General features: G+C 52.8%; 28 protein-coding genes. 21 read left to right on the forward strand and 7 right to left on the reverse strand.

Annotation, left to right across the window (positions count from 1 at the left end; genetic code table 11):
* Positions 1 to 35: 35 nt before the first annotated feature.
* Positions 36 to 1379, reverse strand: coding sequence for a dicarboxylate/amino acid:cation symporter (locus J4G78_RS16005; RefSeq protein ID WP_207987504.1), 1344 nt, complete (start codon positions 1377 to 1379; stop codon positions 36 to 38).
* A 196-nt stretch (positions 1380 to 1575) separates the two neighbouring features.
* Here J4G78_RS16005 and J4G78_RS16010 point away from each other — a divergent pair, with 196 nt between their 5' ends.
* From J4G78_RS16010 to J4G78_RS16070, 13 genes are all read left to right on the forward strand, one after another.
* The gene (locus tag J4G78_RS16010) at positions 1576 to 3159 is read left to right on the forward strand and encodes a class I adenylate-forming enzyme family protein (protein WP_207987505.1); all 1584 of its coding nucleotides are present in this window, start codon (positions 1576 to 1578) and stop codon (positions 3157 to 3159) included.
* A gap of 215 nt (positions 3160 to 3374) precedes the next feature.
* Positions 3375 to 4058: an SP85-like N-terminal domain-containing protein gene (locus J4G78_RS16015; RefSeq protein ID WP_207987506.1), complete on the forward strand. Its 684-nt coding sequence runs from the start codon at positions 3375 to 3377 to the stop codon at positions 4056 to 4058.
* 212 nt (positions 4059 to 4270) lie between these two features.
* Complete coding sequence (locus J4G78_RS16020) at positions 4271 to 5827, forward strand: tetratricopeptide repeat protein (protein ID WP_207987507.1); 1557 nt, start codon at positions 4271 to 4273, stop codon at positions 5825 to 5827.
* A gap of 72 nt (positions 5828 to 5899) precedes the next feature.
* Complete coding sequence (guaA, locus tag J4G78_RS16025; protein WP_207987508.1) at positions 5900 to 7459, forward strand: glutamine-hydrolyzing GMP synthase; 1560 nt, start codon at positions 5900 to 5902, stop codon at positions 7457 to 7459.
* Positions 7460 to 7576: 117 nt separating this feature from the next.
* On the forward strand, positions 7577 to 8584 hold the full coding sequence (locus J4G78_RS16030) for a zinc-dependent alcohol dehydrogenase family protein (RefSeq protein WP_207987509.1): 1008 nt from the start codon (positions 7577 to 7579) through the stop codon (positions 8582 to 8584).
* A gap of 77 nt (positions 8585 to 8661) precedes the next feature.
* Positions 8662 to 9378, forward strand: a complete 717-nt coding sequence (locus tag J4G78_RS16035; RefSeq protein WP_207987510.1) for an endonuclease III domain-containing protein — start codon at positions 8662 to 8664, stop codon at positions 9376 to 9378.
* Positions 9375 to 9797: a GNAT family acetyltransferase gene (locus J4G78_RS16040; protein ID WP_207987511.1), complete on the forward strand. Its 423-nt coding sequence runs from the start codon at positions 9375 to 9377 to the stop codon at positions 9795 to 9797. The genes J4G78_RS16035 and J4G78_RS16040 overlap by 4 nt, the downstream gene beginning before the upstream one ends.
* Entirely contained in the window at positions 9797 to 10264 is a 468-nt protein-coding gene (locus tag J4G78_RS16045) for an AAC(3)-I family aminoglycoside N-acetyltransferase (protein ID WP_207987512.1), read from the forward strand. Before J4G78_RS16040 ends, J4G78_RS16045 begins: the two co-directional genes overlap by 1 nt.
* Positions 10265 to 10362: 98 nt before the next feature.
* Positions 10363 to 11025, forward strand: coding sequence for an endonuclease III domain-containing protein (locus tag J4G78_RS16050; protein WP_243457129.1), 663 nt, complete (start codon positions 10363 to 10365; stop codon positions 11023 to 11025).
* Between the two features lie 10 nt (positions 11026 to 11035).
* The gene (locus J4G78_RS16055; protein WP_243457130.1) at positions 11036 to 11404 is read left to right on the forward strand and encodes an ArsC family reductase; all 369 of its coding nucleotides are present in this window, start codon (positions 11036 to 11038) and stop codon (positions 11402 to 11404) included.
* Positions 11405 to 11414: 10 nt separating this feature from the next.
* The gene (locus tag J4G78_RS16060) at positions 11415 to 11966 is read left to right on the forward strand and encodes a metal-dependent hydrolase (RefSeq protein ID WP_207987513.1); all 552 of its coding nucleotides are present in this window, start codon (positions 11415 to 11417) and stop codon (positions 11964 to 11966) included.
* Positions 11936 to 12220, forward strand: a complete 285-nt coding sequence (locus J4G78_RS16065) for a DUF427 domain-containing protein (protein ID WP_207987514.1) — start codon at positions 11936 to 11938, stop codon at positions 12218 to 12220. Before J4G78_RS16060 ends, J4G78_RS16065 begins: the two co-directional genes overlap by 31 nt.
* 86 nt (positions 12221 to 12306) lie before the next feature.
* Complete coding sequence (locus J4G78_RS16070; protein ID WP_243457131.1) at positions 12307 to 13332, forward strand: glycerophosphodiester phosphodiesterase; 1026 nt, start codon at positions 12307 to 12309, stop codon at positions 13330 to 13332.
* Here the strand turns inward: J4G78_RS16070 and J4G78_RS16075 are convergent.
* Positions 13314 to 13490 (reverse strand): hypothetical protein, encoded by a 177-nt coding sequence (locus J4G78_RS16075; protein WP_207987516.1) that lies wholly within the window; start codon positions 13488 to 13490, stop codon positions 13314 to 13316. The genes J4G78_RS16070 and J4G78_RS16075 overlap by 19 nt on opposite strands.
* Positions 13491 to 13528: 38 nt before the next feature.
* On the opposite strand from J4G78_RS16075, the gene panB reads away from it, so the two are divergent.
* The 5 genes from panB to J4G78_RS16100 all read left to right on the forward strand — a co-directional run bounded on the left by panB (position 13529) and on the right by J4G78_RS16100 (position 18691).
* Positions 13529 to 14401 (forward strand): 3-methyl-2-oxobutanoate hydroxymethyltransferase, encoded by an 873-nt coding sequence (panB, locus tag J4G78_RS16080; RefSeq protein WP_207987517.1) that lies wholly within the window; start codon positions 13529 to 13531, stop codon positions 14399 to 14401.
* Between the two features lie 152 nt (positions 14402 to 14553).
* On the forward strand, positions 14554 to 15339 hold the full coding sequence (locus J4G78_RS16085; protein ID WP_243457132.1) for a tetratricopeptide repeat protein: 786 nt from the start codon (positions 14554 to 14556) through the stop codon (positions 15337 to 15339).
* Positions 15339 to 16685 carry an outer membrane protein assembly factor BamB family protein gene (locus J4G78_RS16090; protein ID WP_207987518.1) on the forward strand — a complete coding sequence of 449 codons (1347 nt, stop codon included), beginning with the start codon at positions 15339 to 15341 and terminating at the stop codon, positions 16683 to 16685. Before J4G78_RS16085 ends, J4G78_RS16090 begins: the two co-directional genes overlap by 1 nt.
* Before the next feature lie 30 nt (positions 16686 to 16715).
* Positions 16716 to 18107: a ribosome biogenesis GTPase Der gene (gene der, locus J4G78_RS16095; protein ID WP_207987519.1), complete on the forward strand. Its 1392-nt coding sequence runs from the start codon at positions 16716 to 16718 to the stop codon at positions 18105 to 18107.
* A gap of 146 nt (positions 18108 to 18253) precedes the next feature.
* Positions 18254 to 18691, forward strand: a complete 438-nt coding sequence (locus J4G78_RS16100; RefSeq protein ID WP_207987520.1) for an Hpt domain-containing protein — start codon at positions 18254 to 18256, stop codon at positions 18689 to 18691.
* A gap of 5 nt (positions 18692 to 18696) precedes the next feature.
* On the opposite strand, the gene bfr is transcribed toward J4G78_RS16100, so the two are convergent.
* The 4 genes from bfr to J4G78_RS16120 form a co-directional block, all read right to left on the reverse strand.
* A complete protein-coding gene (bfr, locus tag J4G78_RS16105; RefSeq protein WP_109356584.1) occupies positions 18697 to 19173 on the reverse strand; it encodes a bacterioferritin in 477 nt (158 codons plus the stop codon).
* Positions 19174 to 19292: 119 nt separating this feature from the next.
* A complete protein-coding gene (locus J4G78_RS16110; protein ID WP_207987521.1) occupies positions 19293 to 19463 on the reverse strand; it encodes a (2Fe-2S)-binding protein in 171 nt (56 codons plus the stop codon).
* Between the two features lie 69 nt (positions 19464 to 19532).
* Positions 19533 to 20783 carry a DUF418 domain-containing protein gene (locus J4G78_RS16115; RefSeq protein WP_207987522.1) on the reverse strand — a complete coding sequence of 417 codons (1251 nt, stop codon included), beginning with the start codon at positions 20781 to 20783 and terminating at the stop codon, positions 19533 to 19535.
* A gap of 39 nt (positions 20784 to 20822) precedes the next feature.
* Entirely contained in the window at positions 20823 to 21497 is a 675-nt protein-coding gene (locus J4G78_RS16120; RefSeq protein WP_207987523.1) for a nitroreductase family protein, read from the reverse strand.
* Between the two features lie 237 nt (positions 21498 to 21734).
* Between J4G78_RS16120 and J4G78_RS16125 the strand changes: the two genes are divergently transcribed.
* Positions 21735 to 22523 carry a Coq4 family protein gene (locus J4G78_RS16125; protein ID WP_243457133.1) on the forward strand — a complete coding sequence of 263 codons (789 nt, stop codon included), beginning with the start codon at positions 21735 to 21737 and terminating at the stop codon, positions 22521 to 22523.
* 14 nt (positions 22524 to 22537) lie between these two features.
* On the opposite strand, the gene J4G78_RS16130 is transcribed toward J4G78_RS16125, so the two are convergent.
* The gene (locus J4G78_RS16130; RefSeq protein ID WP_207987524.1) at positions 22538 to 22960 is read right to left on the reverse strand and encodes a hypothetical protein; all 423 of its coding nucleotides are present in this window, start codon (positions 22958 to 22960) and stop codon (positions 22538 to 22540) included.
* Between the two features lie 304 nt (positions 22961 to 23264).
* Between J4G78_RS16130 and J4G78_RS16135 the strand changes: the two genes are divergently transcribed.
* Positions 23265 to 23576: a hypothetical protein gene (locus J4G78_RS16135; protein ID WP_207987525.1), complete on the forward strand. Its 312-nt coding sequence runs from the start codon at positions 23265 to 23267 to the stop codon at positions 23574 to 23576.
* Positions 23577 to 23605: 29 nt separating this feature from the next.
* Positions 23606 to 25135: an FAD-binding protein gene (locus J4G78_RS16140; RefSeq protein ID WP_207987526.1), complete on the forward strand. Its 1530-nt coding sequence runs from the start codon at positions 23606 to 23608 to the stop codon at positions 25133 to 25135.
* Positions 25136 to 25139 lie beyond the last annotated feature (4 nt).

Genomic DNA, 25139 nt, shown 5'->3' on the forward strand with positions numbered 1-25139 from the left:
GAGTGAATGTGGTCGGAGGTTTTAAACACCATAGATTATACGCTTTGTTCCGCGGGTTGTTCCGGCATTGGAATGGCGACGTTGCGGAGCAGGGTGCTGGCGGTCAGGTCGCCGGCAACATTGACACTGGTGCGGCTCATGTCGAGCAGCCGGTCGACGCCCATGACGATAACCATCCCGTCCGCAGGGATACCAAATCCGGCCGCTACGCTGACCAGAATGGCAATGCTAACGCCCGGCGTTCCCGGTGCGCCGATGGAAGAGGCAACGAGAGTCACGGTCATCAATATGATTTGTCCTCCGCTTAATTCGATCCCAGACATTTGGGCTAAAAACAGAATTGCAACGCTTTGATAAAGGGCTGTCCCGGCCATGTTCATGGTTGCACCCAGCGGCGCGACCAGATTTGCGACTTCGCGCGGTACGCCCAGCTTTTTGGCCGATTGTACGGTGCTCGGCATGACCGCAGTGGAACTCGATGTGGAAAAAGCGAGTAACAACGTCTCTCCGGTATTTTTGAAAAACGCGATCGGTCCGACCCGGGCGAAAATGGTAAGAATAATAAGGTATAAAAGAAACAGCAGGAACAGGCCAAGAAGGACAGTGCCGACATAAGCGGAAACCCCGATCAACGTATTCAGGCCGATCCGCATAACCAGCTGTGCCATCATGCCGAAGACAGCGAGCGGCGCGAGATACATCGCCCATTTGACGATCGTCATACAAATGGACAGCAGCGCATCCAGAACCGAGAGGAACGGCGCGATCCGGTCGCGGGTGACTTGTGTCGCGGCAATGCCCACCAGCAACGCAAAAGCCACAATCGCCATGAGGTCACCCTGTACGATGGACGCGGTTGGATTGTTGGGCAGAATACCGGAAATAATCTCCGGCGCTTTACCGAGATCAAAGGACGCTGGCTCGCCTTCCGGTATTGCCGTATCTGAGGCAGTGGTGAGTGACCCAACGAGGCCTGATCCCGGCCGTAAAATGCTCGCCAGCGTAATGCCGATCGCCGCGGCAGCGAAGGTTGTCGCCAGAACGAAGCCTGCGAAGCGCAGGCCAATCCGCTTCAAGGCTTCGCCAGATCCGCTGCCGGTCAACCCGCCGATGATCGAGGCAAAGACGAGTGGTACCAACACCATTGCGATGAGGCCGAGGAACAGCTGCCCGGGAAGCGCTAACCAAGCGCCAAGCCAGCGTGCTGTCTCGGCCGAAACCAGACCGCCTTCGGGACCGAGCAACAGGCCCGTGGCAATACCGAGAATGAGTGCAACGATAACCTGTGCCCAAAGCCGGGTCCGGATCCAGCTGCGCATCTTGGCGGATTGCTGGCCGAGATGAATGCGCGGCAACTCGGGAAGCGTGGGTATCGGCATGAATTGCTTTCATTGCGAGATTTTGAGTTTGCGATAATTGAGACCGCGCAAGCTCTCCTGCCATCTGTGAGGGCGGGCAATAGGTAATATCCCTGATGGCCGGGAGAAGATGGTCAGAGCAAGATGCACGAGGAGAAGACGTTAAGAGGAAATGGCGGATTGCATTTTTCGCCATGATGCATGAAACAGGCGGGCTATGACAAAAATTGAACCTATCGCCTATCTTGAACAACCATTTGGTCATCTTGCCGATCTGATCAATGCGCATGCCGCCAATCAGCCCGACCGTTTTGCCCTGGATGACGGCGAAGAAAAACTGACTTGGGCGGAAACAGCCGCATTGGTCAACCGTGTCGCTGCGCAGCTTCAGGCGGACGGTCTGGCAAAGGGGCAGGCCGTTTCGATTCTCGGGACGACAACCATCCGTTACGCCATCGCCTATCTGGCTGCCATAGTTGCCGGCGGTTGCGCGGCCCCATTGACAACTTCCGCAACACCAAAACAGCTGGCCAATATGATGGCTGATAGTGGAGCGATGCATTTATTTGTGGATAGCGCCAAGCGAGCGGAACTTTTTGAGAGCGGAATAGACTTGCCGCCGATCCAGCATATCATGATGGATTTGGCAAAAGATGACGCTCCGTCGATGGACGACTGGATGGCAAATGAAGGCGCTAAGCCGAAAGACCCCGACGTTGGCCCCAAAGATCCATTCAACATCATCTATTCCAGCGGCACCACTGGCACACCCAAAGGCATAGTACAAAGCCGCCAGATGCGCTGGTACCAAATGGCTGTCGGCGAAAACTCCGGCTATGGTGGGCCGGGCCAAGTCTCGCTGTTCTCCACGCCGCTTTATTCCAATACGACGCTGGGTATTTTTGTCGCAACCGTTGCCTATGGCGGGACATCTATTCTTATGCGCAAGTTTGATTGCCAGCGCTGGCTGGAACTGGCGCAGGAAAACCGCGCGACACATACCATGCTGGTCCCTGTGCAATATCAGAGGTTGATGGATTTTGAAGGCTTTAACGATTATGATCTCAGTCACTTCACTCATAAATATTGCACCAGTGCGCCTTTTTCGGCCGAACTAAAGGCAGAAGTGATCCAGCGCATGCCCGGCGGGTTGATCGAGATTTACTCAATGACGGAGGGCGGGGTGGTCTGCATCCTTCTGGCACATGCTTTTCCAGACAAGCTGCACACGGTCGGTATAGCCTGGGGCGGCAGTGAAGTGATCACGGTCGACGAAGACCTGAATCGCCTGCCGCCTGGCGAGATGGGCGAATTGGTCGGGCGCTCCCAGACGATGATGAGTGGGTACCAGAACCAGCCGGAGAAAACCGAAGAAGCGAGCTGGTATGATGAAAATGGCGATCGCTGGCAGCGTATGGGTGATATTGGCCGGGTCGACGAAGATGGTTTCATCACCCTGATGGGCCGCTCCAAGGACATGATTATCTCCGGCGGATTTAACATTTATCCGCGCGATCTTGAAGAAGCATTGATGGCTCAGTCCGATGTGGCTGATGCTGCGGTTGTGGGTATCGATTCCAAGCAATGGGGTGAGACACCAGTGGGTTTTGTTGTGACGGAAGAGGGCATTTCGCTGGATTTGGAAGCCTTGAAAGAGGCGACCAATGCTGAACTCGGCAAGACGCAGCGCCTGTCCGAACTCTACCTGATCGATGAATTGCCGCGCAGCCATATTGGCAAGATTCTGAAAACCGAATTGCGCGATATAGCCCAGCAAGCGGCGCCAGTGGCCACCGATTAACCACATTTGTAAAGGCTTTATTGTCGATAATCGTTACATTTATGACATGGTTAACATTAATTTAACCAAGTAATATATTGAAAAGTAACGCTTGTGTGAAAATGGCATAACGCCTGCTTCTGTTTCTCGTGAACCGGTTTGGTCTGTTCAGACATTAACGCTGATCCGTCCCGGAGCCGACTGATGAAATGATGAATAACAACAGGGCAAAATTCATGCGCAAGATTACTATAGCAACTTTGACCGCCATTGGCCTGGCCGCCGCTTATGCGACGCCGGCATCTGCAGGTGTTATTGATTACGCCGCAACCAACTACACTGGCGGCTCTTGTAAGCATGGTCTTTATACCGGTAACACCGGTCGCGGCTGCAATCGCAGATACTCGTTTCAGGACGGCACGACGTTCAGCCACGATACCGACGCGCAGACAGCGACGTTGACAGGAACCGCAATCAATGGAGCCGGGCAGGTAGCAACCCTGGACCTAAACTTCAGCAATTTTTTGGAAACCATCGACGGTACGAATTTTGACTATAAAAATGGTGGCGGCAATTTTAATCCTGCTACCGACACACCGGATATAGATTTTTTCACCAGCGGATCAGGAACAATCAGCATTGATGGGGCGATTTACACGGTGAACCCCAATGATCCTTTTGCTGGCAACACAACATTACAGTTCGGCAATGGCGCGAATGATAAGAACAAGAAATTTGGTGGTTCGGCTTGGCTAAATATTCTGAACCCTCATGGTCACGCGGTTAAACATTGGGATATTAACTTCAATCTCGACAAAATCGCATCTGAAGTTCCAGAGCCTGGCACTTTGGGTCTTCTTGGTTTGGCAGTTGGCGGTTTATGGGCAGGAACCCGGCGGCGCAAGGCGCTCGCTGCCTGAGCAGCCTCATAATCTTCAACTGAAACCGGGTGGCCCAATCAGCGCCCGGTTTCTTTTTGCCCTTTTTCCACTTTGGCTCAGGCTTAGGCCTTTTTAAAGGCTTTCTCCGTTAACAGAAACGGATGTTGGATCGGCCTAAACCCTCTATAACTGTTCCCCTCGCAGCGATAACACTCTTGCTAAGTGCTTGCGCGATGGGAGGCGGCGATCCGATGACTGATGCCGAGGCTGCGTTTGCTGACAATGATTATCGCAGCGCCCGTATCTATTTGCTGTCTGCACTGAAAGAAAATAGCGCTGATCCAAAAGCCAACTTGCTGTTCGCCAAAACCCAGCTACGCCTGGGTGATGGTGTCGCGGCAGAGGCGGCACTGAAAAAACTGGCCGATAATAAGGAATACCGATCGGAAGCACGTATCCTGATGGCACACGCGCTGTTTTTGCGCGATATGCCAGCGCGCGCGTTGGCGCTGACCGAAAACCCCGATCCAGACTATGCCAGTCTTGCCTATTGGGTAAAGGCGCAGGCTTTGTTACAACTGGACCAGAAAGAGGGGGCTGTGGCCGCTCTATCAGAGGGTCTTGCCGCTGTACCCAACGATCCTGTTTTATTGGCTTTGCGCGGCAATTATGAAATGGACAGCCGCAATATCAGCGCTGCACGCCGTACCGCAACGCTCGCGCTTAAATATGGGCCGGACAATCTTGATGCGCTGCTTTTATCTGGCCAGTTAGCATTGATGCGTCAGGATTTGCCTGCCGCAAAAGTCGCTTTCGACAAAGCGCTGAAGCTTTATCCCGATAGCATCACGCCGCTTTTTTCCGTGGCCGCGGTTAACGCTGATCTGGGTAATGACAAGGACGCTAAGGCCGGTCTGAAACGCGTGCTGGAGCTGGCGCCCGGCCATCCCATGGCGCTCTTTCTGATGGCCCGATTGGCCTTTAATGATGGCAATCTTGATCGCGCGCATGACTTGGTTCAGGGAGCTGGAGAAACGCTTGATGACGTTCCGGGCGTGACGCTGCTGCGAGGCGAAATAGCTTATCTGAAAGGTAATCATGAACAGGCAATCGACCAATTGCGGAGATTTCTGTCGGATATGCCTGGCCATGTTCAGGGCACTACAGTGCTGGGCCATGCCCTGGCAGCGACCGGTAATGAGGCGGAGGCTTATCAGCTGGTCAAACCGGCTGCGAACCGGGCGAATGCAACACCGCAACTATTGGCACTGGCAGCAAAATTGGGCAAAATCCAAAACGACCCGGCGGCGACCAGTTTCGCCCAGCGCGCTGAGGCAACAGGCACTCGCGAGGATATTGCGCTGAAAATGACGGAGGCTGGTGAGGCCATAGCGAACAAGAAATGGCAAAAAGCCGATGCTATCTATGCCGATCTGAGGGCCTCTGGCTTGATCAATAATGCGATCATCATGAACAATAGCGCATTGGTCCAGCTGGAGCTGGGCAATGAAGCGCAAGCGGTCAAATTTGCTCGTGCCGCAGCCGCATTGACGCCCGATGATCCTAATGTGTTGGACACGCTAGGCTGGACTTTGCTGCAATCCGGGCAAGACAAGGCCGAAGCATTGAAGCTGCTGCGGCAAGCATCGGCGCGGGCTCCCGGCAATTTGGAAATTCGTTGGCATCTTGCGAATGCGCTGGCGGCCAACGGGCAGGCGGGAGAAGCCAAACAGTTGATTTCCGGCTTGAAAGCCTTTGCAAGTTCCGATCAACAGGCGCAAATTGACGCGCTGCTCGCCCGGCTTTAACTCTGACCACAAACTTTATAATCCGCCCTACAATCTATAGACTCTTCCCCCGCGTCAGATTAAGCGCATTTCATGTCTATTGCTCATGAAGAAACCATATTGATTGTCGATTTCGGCTCTCAGGTCACGCAGCTTATAGCCCGCCGGGTCCGTGAAGCGGGGGTCTATTCAGAGATTGCTCCGTTTAACAATGCGGAAGACGCGTTTGAGCGGATGAAACCCAAAGGAATTATCCTGTCGGGCGGTCCATCCAGCGTTACAGATGAAGGCAGCCCGCGTATCCCGCAAGCGTTTCTTGATGCTGATATTCCGGTGCTCGGCATATGCTATGGCCAGCAGGTTATGACCACCCAATTGGGCGGTCAGGTTGAAGGCGGCGAGAGCGGCGAATTTGGCCGCGCCTTTATCGAGATTGCCGAAAGCTGCGTATTGTTCGACGGCCTGTGGAAGGTCGGGGAGAAGCACCAGGTTTGGATGAGCCACGGCGATAAAGTCACCGAATTTGCCCCCGGCTTCCGCATCGTCGCAACCACAGAAGGCGCGCCTTTCGCGATTATCGCGGATGACGACAAACGCTTTTACGGCATGCAGTTCCATCCCGAAGTCGTGCACACGCCCGATGGCGGCAAGTTGATTGCCAATTTTGTTCGCCATGTCTGCGGCTGTGCCGGCGACTGGTCGATGGCAGAATTCAAGGCGGCCAAGATCAAGGAAATCCGCGAGCAGGTTGGCGATGGCAAAGTCATTTGCGGGCTTTCGGGCGGTGTCGACAGCGCGGTCGCCGCTGTGTTGATCCACGAAGCCATTGGTGAACAGCTGACCTGTGTGTTTGTCGATCACGGCCTGATGCGCATGGGTGAGGCGGATCAGGTGGTGAGCCTGTTCAAGGGTCATTATAATATTCCGCTGGTGCATCTCGATGTCGAGACATTGTTCCTCAACGGCCTGAAAGGCGAGGCGGACCCGGAAAAGAAGCGCAAATTTATTGGCAAGACCTTTATCGATGTGTTTGAGATTGAAGCAAAAAAAGTCGGTGGCGCAGATTTTCTTGCGCAAGGGACGCTCTATCCGGATGTGATTGAGAGCGTGAGCTTTACCGGTGGACCCAGCGTGACAATCAAATCGCATCATAATGTCGGCGGCCTACCAGAACGCATGAATATGAAGCTGGTCGAACCGCTGCGCGAACTGTTCAAGGACGAAGTCCGCGCATTGGGCCGCGAACTCGGCCTGCCGGAAATTTTCGTCGGTCGCCATCCGTTCCCCGGACCGGGTCTAGCCATCCGTATTCCTGGCGAAGTGACCAAAGAGCGCTGCGACATTTTGCGCAAAGCGGACGCTATCTATCTGGAAGAAATAAGAAATGCTGGTTTGTATGATGCGATCTGGCAGGCCTTCGCAGTGCTGCTCCCGGTCAAGACCGTGGGCGTGATGGGCGATAGCCGCACCTATGACAATGTCTGCGGCCTGCGTGCTGTAACCAGCACCGATGGTATGACCGCCGATGTCTATCCCTTTGACGCGAGTTTCCTGACGCGGGTTTCGACGCGGATTGTGAATGAGGTGAAGGGGATTAACCGGGTGGTTTATGATTATACCTCGAAACCTCCGGGGACTATTGAGTGGGAGTGAATGGAAGTCATTGGCTTCGTTTGCATTTTTCATTGCGATTAGCTCGTTATTTGACGGTCCTTCGACAGGCTCAGGACGAACGGGTAAGGGGTTATAAATAAAAGAGGAAATATCGTCATGAAAGCCATTCAACTTCAAGCTCCGGCATCGCTCGACAATCTCAAACTCGTCGATCTCCCCGATCCGGCCGCCCCCGGTCCCGGCGAAATCGCTGTCCGGTTGCGCGCCTCAAGCCTCAACTATCATGATTATGCAGTGGTCAAGGGCATGCTGCCAACCGCCGAAAACCGCATACCGATGTCCGATGGCGCGGGCGAAGTGACGGCCGTGGGAGAGGGCGTGACCGCGTTTAAAACCGGCGACGCCGTGGTTTCCACCTTCTTCCCCGATTGGATAGACGGCGCTCCGCCCGAAGGCGGGTTTCAGCGCGTGCCTGGTGACGGGATTGATGGCTATGCCTGTGAGCAAACGGTTGGCCCGGCGACAGCCTGGACGCATGCACCAAAGGGCTATAGCGCCGCCGAATCGGCAACCTTGACCTGCGCGGGCCTAACCGCCTGGCGGGCGTTGTTTGTCGATGGCTGCGTGAAACCCGGCGATACTGTGCTGGTGCAGGGTACGGGCGGCGTGTCGATATTTGCGCTGCAATTTGCCAAGGCGGCTGGGGCTACGGTGATCGCAACGTCGTCCTCTAACGAAAAGCTGGAGCGGCTTAAAGCGATGGGCGCGGACCATCTGATTAATTACAAAGAGGTAGAGGCCTGGGGACCAAAAGTGCTCGAACTGACCGGTGGTGCGGGCGTTGATTGCGTGGTTGAAATTGGCGGTCCCGGTACGCTCGACCAGTCGATGATGGCGACGCGTATTGGCGGCCATATCGCGCTAATTGGTGTCTTAACCGGTTTTGCCGGTCCAGTTCAAACAGCTATGCTTATGGCGAAAAACCTTCGTGTTCAGGGCCTGACCGTCGGCAGCCGCGCGCAGCAGATCGATATGATCGCGGCCATTGAGGCCAATGGCATCAAGCCGGTGCTCGACAAGCATTTCGCGCTGGCCGACTTGGCCGACGCTTTCCGGCATCAGGAATCCGGTGCGCATTTTGGAAAGATTATCGTCGATATCTAACGGGCGTTTGGGGCAACCCGTAGCTTTAAAGACGCAATGTTCTTGTCATGTTCGCCAGTTCAGGGCATCTTTAAAGCATGCAAGTGACTTTCGATTTCGATTCCCGCCCCGCCTTGCTGGATCGCATCCAGCAGCAATTAATCGCGCGTTTCGGGCGGATTGTGCGCCCTGCGGAAAAGCGCCGCGATCCGGTTTGGACAGTGGTACAGGGGGTGATCGGAGCACGGTCGAAAACGGCTGTGTCTAACGCTTCTACCGATCAATTGTTGGCTGATTTCGGCACTTGGGAAGCGGTAGCAGGGCTGCCTCTAGAGATACTGACCGACTATCTCGCCCATCAGACTTTTCCAGATCTTTCAGCAAGTCGCTTAAAGGATTGTTTGTCGGAAATCATAAATCGATGCGGAGCCGTTGACCTGTCCCTTCTGGCGGAAATGAAAACCGCAGATGCAATGACGTGGCTCGAATCCCTGCCTAGCGTTGCACGCAAGATCAGTGCGGGCGTCGTGAGCAACAGCACGTTGGAGCGCAAAGCACTGGTGATCGACACGCACCATCGCCGCGTGGTCCAGCGCATCGGGCTGGTGCCGCCCAAGGCTGATACGACACGTGCCTATGATATCCTGATGCCGGTCCTGCCGCCTGACTGGTCAGCGGCGGACATTGATGAACATCACCTGTTAATCAAAAGGCTAGGCCAGACGCATTGTCGGCCCTCCCGTCCGAATTGTGCCGACTGTCCGGTGCGCGGCGATTGCGAGACTGGGCAGGTTTCCGGAAAGCAGGCATCGTGAACACCTGTTCTTCGACACGGCAGGCCGGGGCGGATGATCGCGATGCGGTAGTATCGCTTTGGGAAGCCTGTGGTTTGACTCGCCCATGGAATGATGCTGCCGCTGATTTCAAACGCGCAGTGGATGGCGCTACCTCTGCTATCCTGTGCTTTGAGGAGGACGGAAAACTGGTGGCGACAGTCATGGTCGGTGATGATGGTCATCGCGGCTGGGTCTATTATCTCGGTGTATTGCCAGATGGCAGACGGCAGGGACTTGGGCGTCTGATGATGGCAGCAGCCGAATCATGGCTGCGTGAACGGGGCGCGCCAAAAATCCAGTTGATGGTGCGCGATGACAATGAACAGGCCATCGGATTTTACAAGGCGTTGGGATATAAATTGCAACCGGTTGTGACCATCGGACGGCGGCTGGATTGATGGATAACCCGTCCCCCGCCATCATCCGGCAATTGTCTCCCGCAGATACAGAGCTCGCGCGCGAACTGCTTTATGTTTTCGGGAAAGCGTTCGAAGATGAAAAAACCTATGATCCCAAAGCTTCCAGTGAGTATTATCTGGGAAAATTACTGACCCGGAATCATTTCATCGTCTTGGTCGCACTTGTCGATGGCGAGGTAGTAGGCGGAATCGCTGCTTATGAAATGGAAAAGCTTGAGCAGGAACGGTCCGAAATCTATCTCTATGATCTGGCGGTACTGGAAAGGCATCGCCGCCGCAATATCGCGACCCAGTTGATTGATGCCTTGCGTGCAATCGCAGTGGAGCGAGGAGCAGGGGTCGTATTTGTCCAGGCAGATAAGGGTGATGATCCTCCCATTGCTTTATACAGCGGTCTTGGAACCCGAGAGGATGTTCTGCATTTTAACATAGAACCGAAAAAATAATCTCCAATAGTGCTGTCCTACATTACAACGAATCGCTAAATACCGGGCCATGCTGGCCTTGTCTTTCTTCTCCTTCCCGTTTTTTATGAAATATAAAAATGTCTAAAAAGCTGATTGCCACCGATCAAGTCGAAACCGTCTATCGCCGTCTTGCCAAAGCGATGCCCGGCCGCACAAAAAATGCCAAGGGCCCGAAAGGGCAGCCGGATGCTTTTCGGTCTTGTATATCCTGCATGCTTTCGGCCCAGTCGCTCGACCGCAACACTGCTAAAGCATCACGGGCATTGTTCGCGCTGGCCCAAACACCGGAAGACATGCTGGAGCTCGATGATCGCGACATTGCTGCGGCAATCAAGCCGTGTGGGCTTTACAACAACAAGACCCGCAATATCCGTAAATTTTGCGAGCATCTGCTTGCCGAACATGCTGGTATAGTACCTAATACGCGCGACGGACTCTTGTCGCTTCCAGGTATCGGGCGCAAATGTGCGGATATCGTGATGAGCTTTACTTTTGGCGCTGATGTCATCGCGGTGGACACCCATGTTCACCGGGTCTGTAACCGGATTGGTCTGACCGATGCGAAGGTTGCGGATAAGACCGCGCAACAATTAGAAGAGCGAAGCCCCGATTGGGCTTTGCAAGATGGACATTTCTGGCTTATTCAGTTCGGCAAGAAAATCTGCACATCCCGGAGTCCGAAGTGCGACCGGTGTCCCGTTAGCGACATTTGTCTCTGGTTTGCTGCGCAAAATAAATAGGGTGAATATGATGGCTAACGAAACGAAAATGTACGGAATTTCCAACTGCGATACGATTAAAAAGGCACGCAACTGGATGGAACGGAACGGTATAAACTATGTCTTTCACGATTATAAAAAATCCGGAATTACAAAGGATATGCTGGAGTTATGGGTGATGCAGGTTGGCTGGGAGCCCTTGCTCAACAAGCGCGGCACGACCTTCAAGAAATTGCCGGACATGATGAAAGAAAATATCGACGAAAACAGCGCGATCATGCTGATGGCGGAAAATCCAAGCATGATTAAACGGCCGGTGCTAGAACATGGTGATGAATTGGTAGTCGGCTTCAAAGCAGCGGACTATGAAGCGGCTGGATTGACAGCGCGCAACAGCTAGGGCGGCAGCCGTGCCGACCATCATGTCTCACGCAGCGGTCCCGATTGCCGGAGCGTTGCTGCTAGGGCGAAGTCGGTTATCGGTTCCAGTGATCGCCATGGGCATTGTTTTTGCGATGCTGCCAGATGCGGATGTCATCGGTTTTGGTTTGGGCGTCGACTATGCTGATAGCTGGGGCCATCGCGGTGCAACACATTCGCTCGTGTTCGCGGCCGTGGCGGCCCTGCTTACGGTCGCGCTGATCCGCCCGCAACGCTATATCATTGCGGGATTGTTTCTGTTCGTGGCCATGGCATCCCACGGTTTGCTCGATACGCTAACCAATGGCGGCTTGGGCGCTGCCCTATTCTGGCCTTGGGACGATGCCCGTCATTTCGCGCCATTAACACCAATTGCCGTTTCGCCGATTGGGATATCGGATTTTATCTCCGCGCGTGGCATGAAAGTGTTACAATCCGAAGCTATATGGATTTGGACGCCTCTGGCGGTGTTGGTTGGGGCGGTGCTGGGTCTGAAACAATGGAGAATGAGATGGTTACGGCAAAATGGAATGGTGCAATAATAGCGGAAAGCGACGATACCGTAGTAGTTGAAGGCAATCATTATTTTCCGCGCAATGCTGTAAAAGCGGACATGCTGACGAGCAGCGATAAAACCAGTTTCTGTCCGTGGAAAGGCACTGCATCTTATCACACACTTGTTGTCGATGGAGAAACCAACGCTGATGCGGCTTGGTATTATTCCGAACCGAAAGACGCTGCGAGCGAGATCAAAGACCGGATCGCCTTTTGGAATGGCGTGGAAATATCCGGTTGATGTTCAGGCGCATTCTTCTGACCCTATCGTTGTTGGCCGCGGTCGGCGCCTGCAGTACCGAAATCCAGCATAGTAAGGATAGTAAAGTGAATGTCAGAGCTGTGCCAACGCTAAGCGGCGAAACGCCCATTGTAATCGCCCATCGCGGTGCCAGTGGCAATGTGATCGAACATACGCTGGAGGCTTATCAACGCGGTATCGACGACGGTGCTGATTTTATCGAGCCGGATCTGGTACTAACCAAAGATGGCGTTCTGGTCGCGCGGCATGAGAATGAAATTAGCGGGACAACCAATGTAGCTCAAAAGCCCGAATTTGCCGATCGTAAAACGACCAAGATAATTGATGGCCGGGGTTATACTGGCTGGTTTACCGAAGATTTCACGCTTGCGGAGCTAAAAACGCTGCGGGCCAAAGAGCGATTGCCGGAATTGCGTCCAGCCAATGCGCAATATGATGGCGATTTTGCAATTCCGACCTTTGAAGAAATATTACAGCTACTGAAAGAGCACGAAGCCAAGGCGGGAGAAAGAATAGGGGTTTATCCTGAGACCAAGCATCCGTCTTACTTCACGTCTATTGGCTTAGCCCATCAAGGAGCGCTGCTCGAACTATTGAACAAATATGGATTTGATGGTGCCGATGATCCCGTGTTCATTCAGTCGTTTGAAGTCGGCAATTTACAGCAATTGGCTACAAAAACAAAAATCCGGTTGGTGCAATTAGTCGCTGATCAAGGCGGTCCGCCAGACCGCAATGATCTCTCTTATGCTAATATGGTTACGCCCGCAGGACTGGCCGAGATCGCTAAATATGCGAGCGGCTTGGGACCATCGAAATCGCTGATCATCGGTCGTGATGCGCAGGAGCGCCTCGGACAACCCAGCAGCCTGGTTGCTGATGCGCATGAAGCGGGACTTGTTGTGCATCCGTGGACCTTTCGGATCGAAAATGTGTTTCTGCCATCCGAATTTAAAGGCGGTTATACTGATTCTGCCAACGGCGATGTTAAGGCTGAAATCAAAGCCTATTTGGCCACAGGTATCGACGGTCTATTCAGTGATAATCCAAGGGAAGCAGCTTTGGCGGTGGATCAGTTTGGAACCGAATAGTAGCGCCGAACAGTCACCGCATAGATGGTCACTGCAACCCCCATTAAGGCAGCGCCGACAATGAATGGCGCACCCGGGAAATAATACCTCTGTTCGTCAGTATAAGCATCGAATACTAATGTCATCATGGGGCCAAAGGTCGATGTGAGGCTGATCATGCTGGCCTTATTGTTTTACCGGAGTTAATAAGCGAGCTATGTCCACTACTTACACACTCGACACGTCCACGAGCCGTGCCAATCCCACGCCGCAGCCAATGAAGCGGCTCTCTGTACCAAAGATTCAGCGCCGCAAGGTTGATGGTGTTACGGCAGAACCGGTGGTGATGCTGACCGCATACACCGCGCGAACGGCGCAGCTTTTGGATGCACATTGCGATATGTTGCTCGTCGGCGATTCTCTTGCCCAAGTCATTTACGGTCTGCCTTCCACAATTCCTGTTACTTTGGAAATGATGTGCAATCATGGTGCGGCGGTCGTGCGCGGCAGCTATCACAGCGTTGTTGTGGTCGATATGCCGTTCGGATCCTATGAGGTATCTCCACAAGTCGCTTATGAGAATGCTGCGCGGATTTTGAAAGAAACTGGTGCCGCTGCGGTTAAGCTTGAAGGGGGGAAGGTGATGGCAGAAACCGTTCGGTTCTTAGTGGATCGCGGCATCCCTGTGGTTGGTCATGTCGGCCTAACACCGCAAGCCATAAATGTACTGGGCGGTTATGCAGCCCGCGGCCGCAGCGAAGCTGAGGCCAAGAAAATTGTGGGTGACGCAATTGCACTAGACGAAGCTGGTGCTTTTGCGATCGTTTTAGAGGGCGTGTTGGAACCCATTGCGATAGAGGTTACTGAATCGGTCGAAGCCATAACTATCGGCATCGGTGCGTCGGCCCGTTGCGACGGCCAGGTATTGGTAACGGAAGACATGCTGGGTATGTTCGAACGCACGGCACGATTCGTGAAACGCTACCATAATATATCGGAAAATATTGTGCAGGCCGCTACCGATTATGCCAATGAGGTTCGTAGTCGCAGTTTTCCGGGGCCAGATCAGCTTTATCAACCGAAAACATAGCCGAAAGGCGAGGCAATATAACCAATTGTTCAGCATATGGAAATGGACGATATACTTGGACTTTTCGCACACCATCGGTAAAGGACATGCGATGAAATTTTGGGGCCAGCTTTGATGCTCCCTGACTTGCGCAGATTTTGAAGGAGGCCGGGTTGGCCAAAGACGATAAAAATACACCAGAAGACAAATCCGATCGCAGCGAACAGGTGTTCATGCGTGAGGTTGATGATGCCGTTCGTGAAGATGACCTGAAGAATTTTGGTCGCCGCTATGGCGTCTGGATTGGTCTAGCTGTTGTCGTTGGCTTGGCTTCGCTTGCCGGTTGGATATTTTATAACAATAGTCTCGACGAAGAATCCGGTGTGCGCAGTGAGGAATATGTTGCGGCAATAGATAGTGTTAAGCGTAATAATCTCGACGGCGCTTCTAAGGCATTGGAATCGCTAGAAGGTGCGAATCAAAAAGGCTACCAAGCTGCGGCAAAGTTGATGCAAGCTAATATCGCCTTGGAAAAGCAAGACGCGAAAGCAGCCATCGCAGGCTATCAAGCGATTGTTGTGGATGCTGACCTGCCAGAGCCTTTTCGTGATCTGGCTCTGATCCGACAAACAACGGCGGAGTTTGACACATTAAAGCCGCAAGAAGTGATCGATCGTTTGAAATCACTCGCCGTGCCCGGCAATCCTTGGTTTGGCAGTGCTGGTGAGATGGTAGCGCTGTCTTACTTGAACTTGAATAAAGCTGACCTTGCCGGACCATTATTTGCGCAACTGGCCAAGGATGATACCGTTCCACCGACTATCCGTTCCCGCGCTTTGCAAATGGCGGGTGTACAAGGAATTGACGCCGTTGAACTGGATACCGACGGAGAAATTAGTGCTACCGCGACGTCTGCAGATATATCTGCCTCAGCGGCCAGTGAGGGAGAAGCAGAGTAATGTTTTCGGCTAAAAATAAGTGTTTTGCCAAGATTTGTGCGGGACTGATAACTGTTTCCATATTGTCCGGTTGCTCAATATTGGGCGGTGACGGCGATAATGAAAAAGCCACTCCAACATTGGGTAAACGCACCAACATTTTGACCGGCGAAAGCGGTGCGGCAGTCGATCCTGCTCTTGCGGGCATCCAAGTCATCGTTCCTGCTCCTCGAGCCAATGCGGACTGGGCTCAATCTGGTGGTAACGCGGGTAAATCGGTTGGCCATGTCGCTTTGGGTTCGGCATCGACCCGGGTCTGGACGGCAGATATCAGCGGGACCAACAAACGCGAACGTCTGGCTGCTGCTCCTGTTGTAGCTGGTGGACGTCTGTTTGCGGTGGATACCCAAGCCACTGTGCACGCATTTGATGCTGCTACCGGTGCAAAGGCTTGGTCCACACAAATGGAAGTCAAAAGCGATGGCAAACCATCGCGGTTTGGCGGCGGTGTAAGTGCCCAAGGAACAACGGTTTATGCGACCAATGGTGTAGGTGACGTTGTCGCATTGAGCGCGGCCGATGGAAGTCAGCTCTGGAAAGTCCGGCCTGCCGGTCCATTGCGCGGTGCCCCGACGATTTCGAATGGCAATGTTTACGTGATGACGCAGGATAACCAAATTTATGCTTTGAGTCAGAGTGATGGATCGGTCCAATGGAACGAAGCTGGTACGGTCGGACTTGCCGGTATCTTCGGGGTGGCTGCTCCGGCTGCTGCGCAGGGCACCGTGATAGCCGGTTATTCATCCGGCGAGCTGACGGCTTATCGGTATGAAAACGGACGCAATCTGTGGAATGACGCTTTGGCGCGGACAAGTATCTCCACATCTGTTGCGACTTTGTCCGACATTGACGCCGATCCGGTGATTGATCGTGGTCGTGTATTTGCTCTAGGCCAAGGGGGCCGAATGGCAGCTTACGAGCTCGTAACCGGTCAACGTATCTGGGAATTGAACATAGCCGGTATTGCCACGCCGGTTATTTCGGGAGAATGGGTATTTGTTCTCACTGATGACGCGAAACTGCTTTGCATCGCACGACCAACCGGAAAGGTACGGTGGATTAGCCAACTGGCGGCCTATCGTAACGAAGAAAAGAAAAAAAATCCGATCAATTGGACGGGGCCGGTGTTGGCTGGCAATCGCTTAATCGTCGCTAGCACGGAAGGCGAAGTCGTCTCGATCTCACTTGGCGAAGGTAGCAGCACGACCTTGGTTGACCTGAAACAGGGTGTTTCATTGCCGCCCGTCGTTGCCGGCGAGATGCTCTATATATTGGACAATAGCGGCCGCATTTCTGCGTTCCGGTAAAGGTCTCAAGTAAGGAACGGGAACAGCCATATGCTGCCCAATATTGCAATTATCGGGCGGCCCAATGTTGGCAAGTCCACGCTGTTCAACCGGCTCGTTGGCAAAAAGCTTGCGTTGGTCGATGACCGCCCCGGTGTGACCCGTGACCGGCGTGAAGGTGCGGCGAATCTGTTGGGGCTTGAGTTCAACATAATCGATACTGCTGGCTATGAAGACGAAGATGCCAAAAGCTTGCCAGGTCGGATGCGGCATCAAACGGAACTGGCAGTTGCTGGAGCGGAACTGGCTCTGTTTGTTATTGATGGCCGTGCTGGCCTGACGCCGCTGGATGAAGAGATTGCGCGCTGGTTAAGGGGTTCCAAGACGCCAGTCGTTTTGCTCGTCAACAAGGCCGAAGGAAAAGCTGCCGAATCCGGAATTCTGGAGAGCTATGCTCTCGGCTTTGGCGACCCGATCCCCCTAAGCGCAGAACATGGCGATGGGATAGCCGATCTGTTTCAGGCAGTGCGCCCTTATGTAGAAGCATTTGAGGCAGCTTCGCAGGACGAACCTGTGGATGAAAGCGCGCCGTTGAAATTAGCGATTGTTGGTCGGCCCAATGCTGGAAAATCTACCTTGATCAACAAGATGCTCGACGAAGATCGTCTGATTACCGGGCCGGAAGCGGGAATCACCCGCGATAGCATCGCTGTTGAATGGATCTGGCATGACGATGCGCTGACGGAAGATGAGAAGCTAGACGGTATTGAAGCGGATCGCAAGGTTCGGCTGATCGACACAGCCGGCATGCGCAAGCGCGCCAAGGTGAACGACAAGCTCGAAAAATTATCTGTCGCCGATGCTAAGCGGGCGATTGATTTTGCCGAAGTCGTAGTACTTTTACTGGATGCGACCAAAGGCCTTGAAGCGCAAGACTTGCGGATTGCAGATCAAACCATTCAGGAAGGGCGCTGCCTGGTCATTGCGATCAACAAATGGGACGTTGCCGAAGGGCCAAGCAAATTGTTCAACGGTATTCGCGCGGCTCTGGACGATGGCTTGGCACAAGTTCGCGATGTTCCGCTGATCGCGGTCTCCGCCTTTACCGGTAAAGGAATTGATCAGCTGATGAAAGCAGCATTCAACACCCGCCGTGTCTGGTCGCAGCGGGTTCCTACCGGTAAGCTCAACCGCTGGTTTGAAGATGCGATCGAGGACAATCCGCCACCAGCACCAGGTGGGAAGCGCATAAAGCTGCGTTACATTACCCAGGCCAAAACCCGGCCGCCATCCTTTGTGATTTTCGGAACCCGGGTTGACGACTTACCTGAAAGCTATCGCCGATATCTGACGAATGGTGTTCGCAGAAAGCTCGGTTTTGGCGGTGTGCCAATAAGGCTGATTATACGGTCTCCGAAAAATCCCTATCATGAAAAGGACTGACCGCCACAGGCAACTTCCCCTTTACCCGAGGTGCATGGGCGTGATGGTTAATTATTTTTCCATACTGATAACCAAGTCTTTACAGTTTGGGTTCTAGACTTGAAGCTAAGAGTAATACGCAACTACTTCTCTTAAGGACATGATCTTTGGCGCAGCTTGATAGTGAACTGATTGATTGGGCGGTTTATAGCGAGACACGGTCTTCGCTAGGGCCTGATTTCGTTCGCATATTGGGCTATTTCCGGGAAGACGGAACCCAATCCATCGTAAAAATCGAAGCCGCAATGCGATCGAAAGATGCTGCTCAAATCATTATGCCAGCGCATAAGTTGAAGGGCGAGTCCATGCAATTCGGCGCGATCCGACTAGCTGCGGTGGCCGAACTAATCGAGATGACTGCGCGAAAGTGTGTTGAGCATCATGAAGCACCCGATGAAATAATCGAACAAGTCGTTGGTTTGCGACCATTATTTGAAGAAACACTGCCGATATTGGAATATGAATCAAGCCCAGTTGTGCAGCGTCAGTCTATGGGATTCGGACGCCGATCATCTAGTCTTGGCAATCATATCACTAACAGCTGATTTGCTTATTCAGCCGGTTCCGACTGCAGCTGGACATAATTTTCGATGCCCATGCGTTCAATCATATCAAACTGCTTCTCTAGCGTATCGACATGTTCTTCTTCGCTTTCCAGAATTTCGGCGAATAGATCACGTGTGACATAGTCGCGCACTTTTTCGCAATATTCGATACCATCTTTCAGCGGCGGCAGTGCTTCATGCTCCAGCGCGAGATCCGCTTTGAGTATCTCTTCTACGGACTCACCGATCTTTAGCCGACCGAGCAACTGGAAGTTGGGCAGGCCGTCGAGAAACAAAATGCGTTCGGCCAACTTGTCCGCATGTTTCATCTCATCGATGGATTCTTCATATTCGAATTTGGCGAGTTTGCTAACGCCCCAATTATCCAGCATCTTGCTGTGTAGGAAATATTGGTTGATTGCAGTAAGCTCGTTTTTCAGTGCTTCATTCAGATAATCAATGACTTTTGCGTCACCCTTCATGGTGTCATCCTTTTCGGTGGGGAATTCTATTGGCTAACGCTATACACGAGCGCAGCACTGTAGGAAAGAGCTAGTTCCCGAGAAAAGGCAATTATTTCAGTAGCTTGATAAAGAGAATGCTAAGCGGTCGCAACTTCATTTTCGATAATGGTTCGCGCAAACGACAGACACTGACCACATTTAGGCTTTCTGCCCAGCTGAGCGTAGACCTGGCTTGGCTTCTCAGAACCGCTGCGAACCGCGGCCCGGAGGTCTTTTTCTTTAATCGCATTACAAACGCAAACAACCATATCGGCTCCTTATGCGAATCGTATATAGCTAATGAGAATAGATCGCAATAGCAAAAATGCCAATCTTATTCATGTAGTGCTGATTGTCATCGGTTGTCTTTCTCGCCGCGCTAAGGAGCGCCATGTCCATTCCAGTGGCCCATAACGATACCGCATCAGCCAAGGCTTGGACCATAGCAGCATGGTGATCCAGCTGCTGAGGACCAGCAAAATCATCTGCGCCCGCCCGACAGTTCCGAACAGCCCTAAGCCCCAACCGTAAAACAGGAATGCCATCACTACACTGGCACCAAGATAGTTGGAAAAGGCGACCCGCCCCGCAGCGGCAACACGGTGCAGTAGCGGGTGAGCAGCAAACCGCTGGATCAGAAGCATCAGCAGTCCGATATACCCTATGGCCATTAATAGTCGTGGCAAGCTGGACCAAGCTTGGGTAACATTCATCATAATGATGATTTCAAAACCTTGATTTGCCGCCAGCCACGCAAGGGCTGCGAAAGTTAAGCCTCCGATAAGTGTGCCCCAGACACCAATGCGAACATAAGTTTGACGGTTAGCTTGGCCAAGAAGAAATCCGGACTTATAAAGACCCATACCAATCATCATCAACGGGATGGTTTCGAAAGGACCGAGAAACAAGTTTTTCACCGGTGTCAGGACTTGATTGGTCAACTTGTCGATGAGAATTTGGCTGAAAGCCCCTTGATACAAGGCGGTTTCCTCAGCGAGAGACTGAGCTGAAATACCAAATTCTTCCATCATTGTGGCAAATTCATCAATAATTTCCTGGCTGGCATTGGGTTGCGCCGCTTCGCTCTGTAGAAAAAACATTGTGCCCATGCCTATGGCCAGCAGGACGGAGCTAATGATATAAGCCAGCACACCGCCCTTAATCAGTTTCTCGCCCGACCAGTTACGGAACAGATATGCGACTGCGCCGGATACGGCATAGAGGAATAATATGTCGCCCCACCAGAGCAGATAAAAATGGCAAAGGCCGAATATCGCTAACCAGAACATACGAGAGTAATGGACCTTTGCGGGCGATTGCCCGCTCACGGTAGCGCGCTCAATCACTAGCATCATGCTGGCACCAAATAGCAGTGAGAATATTGCTCGCATTTTTCCGTCAAAAAAGATGAACGAGCCCGTCCAAGCTGCAATATCGGAAAAGCTACCCGGCGTGCTGATAATCGGGCTGATATACGCCATTTCGGGAAAACCAAAGGTGGTTATATTCATCCACAAAATACCCATGACCGCAAAACCGCGGAGAGCATCAAGGGTGATATGGCGGGTTTGAGTGGTCGTTGCGTTCATCAACACATCCTAACTGTATTACACATATAATACAGGCTTTTATAGCCAGCTAGCTATGGCGTCCAGCGGTTTCTTGATTGTGGCATGAACGGGTATGGTGGCATCAGGTGCGGCCTTCCCAACGACCAGCACCATCATCGGTTTTTCATTGGTCGGACGCTCACACAGCGCGTTGAGAAACTTCATTGGATTGGGCGTGTGGGTCAGAGTGGCGAGGCCTGCGTCATGCAGTGCAGTGATCAACATACCGGTGGCAATGCCGACGCTTTCGTTGACGTAATAATTCTGCTTTATCTCGCCTGGCATCATACCGCCCTTACGTTGGCCGAATATGACAATCAGGTACGGCGCGGTTTCAAGGAAAGGTTTGTCCGCATCGGTGCCGAGCGGACCGAGCGCTTCGAGCCACTCGTCACTCGCTTTGTTATCATAAAATTCCCGCTCTTCCGCTTCCGCGGCTTCGCGCAACGCCTTTTTCTTATCCGCAGATTCGATGACTGCAAAATGCCATGGCTGATGATTAGCCCCATTGGGCGCCGTCCCGGCTGCGAGCAGCGCATTTTCGATGACCGCTCGAGGAACCGCTTCGTCGGTAAAATACCGACAGGTGCGGCGGACTTTTAGTGCATCATAAAAGGTTTTTGACCGCGCGATGCGCTCTTCATCGGTATAATCGGGAAGCTCGGTATAGGGCAGGGTGTCATGTGGCTTCATCGCGGATTTCCTCGGGATTATGCAGATTTTAGTCAGCAACACTGCGCGTAATAAAATTTCAAAGTTCACACAAGTCTCACACCTCTCATCGCTGGTGTAGCGGGCAAACCAACGTGCGATCTTTAGATATAGCGCATAGTCATTGGATGAGGGGTAGGAAAGCGAATATCTGTTATTGACATTAGTGTTAGTAAATGGTAGCAAGTTGCCAACAATAGACAATAAAGCGATTCTTTTATGAAAATCTCTCCTGCTGATATGCCGCTGTTAAATACGGATCATAAGACACCTAATATCCGTCCCGTGAAGGCTTTTCGTCATTTCCGTAAGTTGATTGCGGATAAGGAAGACACGGCGGAGGTGTTTCACATTATCGAGGCGCTCGCGGGCAAGGCATTTATTCGCAATGCCAAGCGCTTTTTGAAAAGTCCGCATGCGCAGGAATTGATGGAGCGTAATGTCGACTTGCCAACCATGCTGGACGATCATAACAAATTGCGCCAGCTTCCTGCCGATAGCTTGGGGCAAGCTTATGTTCGCTTCATGGAAAAGGAGGGGCTCACCGCCGCCGGGCTAGTGGCTGAATTTGATCGCTATGGTTCGGACTATCAAAAGCGCAATGATGTTACGGAATGGTTCGGCGATCGGATGCGCGACACGCATGATTTGCTGCATGTGCTAACCGGCTATGGCCGCGACGCGTTGGGCGAACAGTGCGTATTGGGTTTCACCTATGGCCAGAATCCCAACCTTGGGATCTTATTTATTGCTTATGCCGGTGCACTGGAAATGAAGAAGCAGTCTCCTTCTAATGCCCCTGTGTTGAGAGCCGTCCGTGAAGGGCAAAAACTCGGCAAAGCAGCGAAAAGGCTCGCCTATTATGACATAGAGAAAATACTCGCTATGCCGATCGATGAAGCGCGGGCATTTTTGAATATCGGTCAGCCAGTATATTACAAACAGGCACATGTGGCCTATGAGGCCAAAGGCATTGATCCATATAATCTGCTGGGTCAGCCCGCTTAGGATGGCGATAATCGCTACTGGGCCGCTTCGATTTTTCTGACCATTGTATCATATCCCTTGATCGACTGCTGAATTTCGCTTTTGGCACTGGTCAATTTTTGTGAAGATTGCTCTACTTTTTGTTCTAGCTGATTGGCGCGCGGTCTGATCTGCGGGTTGGAGCGCGACCACATTCTGAGATCAGAAAGCGTCTGGTCGACTGCTTCCTGTGCGGCGGCGACTTCAGCTTCGGCGGCTTCCGCCTGATCGCGAACTTCTTTGGCTTGCAATTCAACCTCAACGCCAAATGCGCTGAAGCGGCCAATATTTGTTTTGCCTAGCTGCTCCCCGAACTGGATCGGGAAAAATAGGAAAAAAACCACTATGCCTAAAACGAACAAATCGCGGATGAGCACAAGCGCGTTTTTGCCAACCTCTGTCCAATGCAATTCTGTCATGATGCCATCCTGATATTAAGAAAACTGTCAGAATCCATGTTACACAATCTTTTACTGTAGCTCTTTGCGAATTGTCAGTTTTAGCCAAAGCTGGTCCAGAAGATCCGTCATTTTATGCAGTCATCTTAGTGAGTTTTAAGCAAAACTAGGGTGATCGATCATCCATGTGGACGGTAATACCACCGATCTGGCAGGAAACCCCCATTGCGATTGTTCGATATTTAAGCAATATAAGGACAGGGTCGCCCGAATTCCCGGCTTCGCGTTCCGAAAGGATGTGGCTGGTTTGAAGAAGGGCATTGTCATGCAAATGCAATTTGGACTGGTTTTGGTCAGCGCGATTCTGCTTTCCAGCTGTGCGGAACATCGGCTAGTGGTCGAGCGGCCCAATCCCGATGGCGAGCATGCTGTTGTCCAGAGCAGCGCCTTCCTATTGCCCAAAGGTCAGCCCCGCAACGTCGCCGATTGCCAGACGAACTTGATCGACGAGGTGCGTGTAAAAACGAATTTTGGGCAATCTTTATTATCGGTACTAACGCTGGGCTTCTATCAGCCGGCCACTATTGAATATTTTTGCGCCAAGGTCCCTTCGGATGAAGGCAGCACCGACGAATAGTCCGCGACACATAGCCGGACGGGAGAAACATGATGCCCCCCAATCAGATTCAGGTGAACAATAATATTGAATGGGTGAACCATCACTTCAATATCAAGGTTCCGATTGCCAAGCGCCTGAGAGTGCATAACGAAAACCCGACGCGCGCGACCATGTCCGGGATGCGCGCTACAGCGGCGCGGCTGCAAGGGATTATTGCCGATGCGTTAGCGGCCGGCGTGCAAATCCGGGCCTGTGGATCGCGTTGGTCCTTTTCCGATATTCCCGCGGTCAAGGATGGCTGGGTGGTGGAAACCGCCAATCTCGACTGGACGTTTAACGTAGGGGCGTCAGATGTTGATCTGGCGAGTGCGACGTCGCGGGATGATCTTTATCTGGTGCAATGCGGAACAAATATTTCGAAAATAAACGAGCGGCTGGAAACCAAGACGCGCCGTCGCGCGTTGCGGACGTCCGGTGCGAGCAATGGCCAGACAATCGCTGGTGCCATCGGGACCGGCGTGCATGGCTCGGCTATCGATGTTGGTGCTATGGAGAGCGAAGTCGCGGGTATCCAGCTTCTGACGGCCACCCAAAATCTATGGATTGAACCGGCCAGAGCCCCGGTAATGACAGCGAATTTCGCGGCTAAGCTTGGCGCGACGCTGGTGCGTGACGATGCGAAATTTGATGCTGCACTGGTCAGCTTGGGCGCGCTCGGTATCGTTCATTCGGTGATGCTGCGGGGGACGGGGCGGTATCTGCTCAACTCCTCAATGCTGCATATTCCCTTTGGCCAGTTGCAGGGCGCGCTAAACATGCTCGACTTTAGGGGCTCCGGATTGCCGGATCAGACTCGCAGGCCCTATTTCTTTCAGGTGATCCTTGATCCCAGTAAAATGGATATTGGCTATACGACGGTGCGTTACAAGGAATTGTGCCCGCCCGGATACGGCGCCGATTATAACCTGAAGTCCGAAGCGGAGCCGGGAACCGATCTACCGCGCCTGATTGCCTCGGCGATAAAGATGTTTCCCGACTTACGAGATACGGCGACTAGTTTGCTGATCCAGAGTGAACTTAAAGTGCGGTCGGACAGGCCGCATGAATGGCGACTGCCCGGTGAGACCTATAGTTTCACTAGCGCGCGCGAGGGGATTGCGAGTTCCGGTTTTGCTGTGCCGATTGCGCAGGTTACGACCGCGCTCGAAATCATGCGTCAGGCGTTTCTAGTCCACAAAAGCGCCCCGGTTGTGTTCACTTGTCGCTATGCGCAAAAATCGCCGGGCATGATGGCTTTCACCCGCTATGACCCCAGCTGTGTTATCGATATTGATGGTATCGACACGCCCGCAACGCGCAAGTTGATCACGCTGGCCGGTCAGCGCCTAGAGGCGGCGGGCATGCCTTTCACCCAGCATTGGGGCAAGATGCACGATCTCACCAAGGCCCGCGTAAGGCGCGGCTATGGCGGCAGCGTGGATCGCTGGAATCAGGTGCGCAAACTGCTGCTGCCCGATGCGGCCGAGCGCGATGCTTTCTCCTCGCCGTTTCTGGATGACGTAGGGCTGAACGCTTGAGAGC

It is taken from the genome of Parasphingorhabdus cellanae, assembly GCF_017498565.1.
Taxonomy (GTDB): domain Bacteria; phylum Pseudomonadota; class Alphaproteobacteria; order Sphingomonadales; family Sphingomonadaceae; genus Parasphingorhabdus; species Parasphingorhabdus cellanae.

Bases quoted from the DNA above. Each gene is read 5' to 3' on its own strand.
- bfr (WP_109356584.1), bottom strand. From the start codon at position 19,173: ATGAAGGGTGACGCAAAAGTCATTGATTATCTGAATGAAGCACTGAAA.
- J4G78_RS16005 (WP_207987504.1), bottom strand. From the start codon at position 1,379: ATGCCGATACCCACGCTTCCCGAGTTGCCGCGCATTCATCTCGGCCAG.
- J4G78_RS16140 (WP_207987526.1), top strand. From the start codon at position 23,606: ATGATGCCCCCCAATCAGATTCAGGTGAACAATAATATTGAATGGGTG.
- J4G78_RS16045 (WP_207987512.1), top strand. From the start codon at position 9,797: ATGGATAACCCGTCCCCCGCCATCATCCGGCAATTGTCTCCCGCAGAT.
- J4G78_RS16135 (WP_207987525.1), top strand. From the start codon at position 23,265: ATGCAAATGCAATTTGGACTGGTTTTGGTCAGCGCGATTCTGCTTTCC.
- J4G78_RS16015 (WP_207987506.1), top strand. From the start codon at position 3,375: ATGCGCAAGATTACTATAGCAACTTTGACCGCCATTGGCCTGGCCGCC.
- J4G78_RS16110 (WP_207987521.1), bottom strand. From the start codon at position 19,463: ATGGTTGTTTGCGTTTGTAATGCGATTAAAGAAAAAGACCTCCGGGCC.
- panB (WP_207987517.1), top strand. From the start codon at position 13,529: ATGTCCACTACTTACACACTCGACACGTCCACGAGCCGTGCCAATCCC.
- J4G78_RS16050 (WP_243457129.1), top strand. From the start codon at position 10,363: ATGTCTAAAAAGCTGATTGCCACCGATCAAGTCGAAACCGTCTATCGC.
- J4G78_RS16035 (WP_207987510.1), top strand. From the start codon at position 8,662: ATGCAAGTGACTTTCGATTTCGATTCCCGCCCCGCCTTGCTGGATCGC.
- J4G78_RS16090 (WP_207987518.1), top strand. From the start codon at position 15,339: ATGTTTTCGGCTAAAAATAAGTGTTTTGCCAAGATTTGTGCGGGACTG.
- J4G78_RS16055 (WP_243457130.1), top strand. From the start codon at position 11,036: ATGGCTAACGAAACGAAAATGTACGGAATTTCCAACTGCGATACGATT.
- J4G78_RS16130 (WP_207987524.1), bottom strand. From the start codon at position 22,960: ATGACAGAATTGCATTGGACAGAGGTTGGCAAAAACGCGCTTGTGCTC.
- J4G78_RS16020 (WP_207987507.1), top strand. From the start codon at position 4,271: ATGACTGATGCCGAGGCTGCGTTTGCTGACAATGATTATCGCAGCGCC.
- der (WP_207987519.1), top strand. From the start codon at position 16,716: ATGCTGCCCAATATTGCAATTATCGGGCGGCCCAATGTTGGCAAGTCC.
- J4G78_RS16120 (WP_207987523.1), bottom strand. From the start codon at position 21,497: ATGAAGCCACATGACACCCTGCCCTATACCGAGCTTCCCGATTATACC.
- J4G78_RS16115 (WP_207987522.1), bottom strand. From the start codon at position 20,783: ATGAACGCAACGACCACTCAAACCCGCCATATCACCCTTGATGCTCTC.
- guaA (WP_207987508.1), top strand. From the start codon at position 5,900: ATGTCTATTGCTCATGAAGAAACCATATTGATTGTCGATTTCGGCTCT.
- J4G78_RS16075 (WP_207987516.1), bottom strand. From the start codon at position 13,490: ATGATCAGCCTCACATCGACCTTTGGCCCCATGATGACATTAGTATTC.
- J4G78_RS16065 (WP_207987514.1), top strand. From the start codon at position 11,936: ATGGTTACGGCAAAATGGAATGGTGCAATAATAGCGGAAAGCGACGAT.
- J4G78_RS16125 (WP_243457133.1), top strand. From the start codon at position 21,735: ATGAAAATCTCTCCTGCTGATATGCCGCTGTTAAATACGGATCATAAG.
- J4G78_RS16010 (WP_207987505.1), top strand. From the start codon at position 1,576: ATGACAAAAATTGAACCTATCGCCTATCTTGAACAACCATTTGGTCAT.
- J4G78_RS16030 (WP_207987509.1), top strand. From the start codon at position 7,577: ATGAAAGCCATTCAACTTCAAGCTCCGGCATCGCTCGACAATCTCAAA.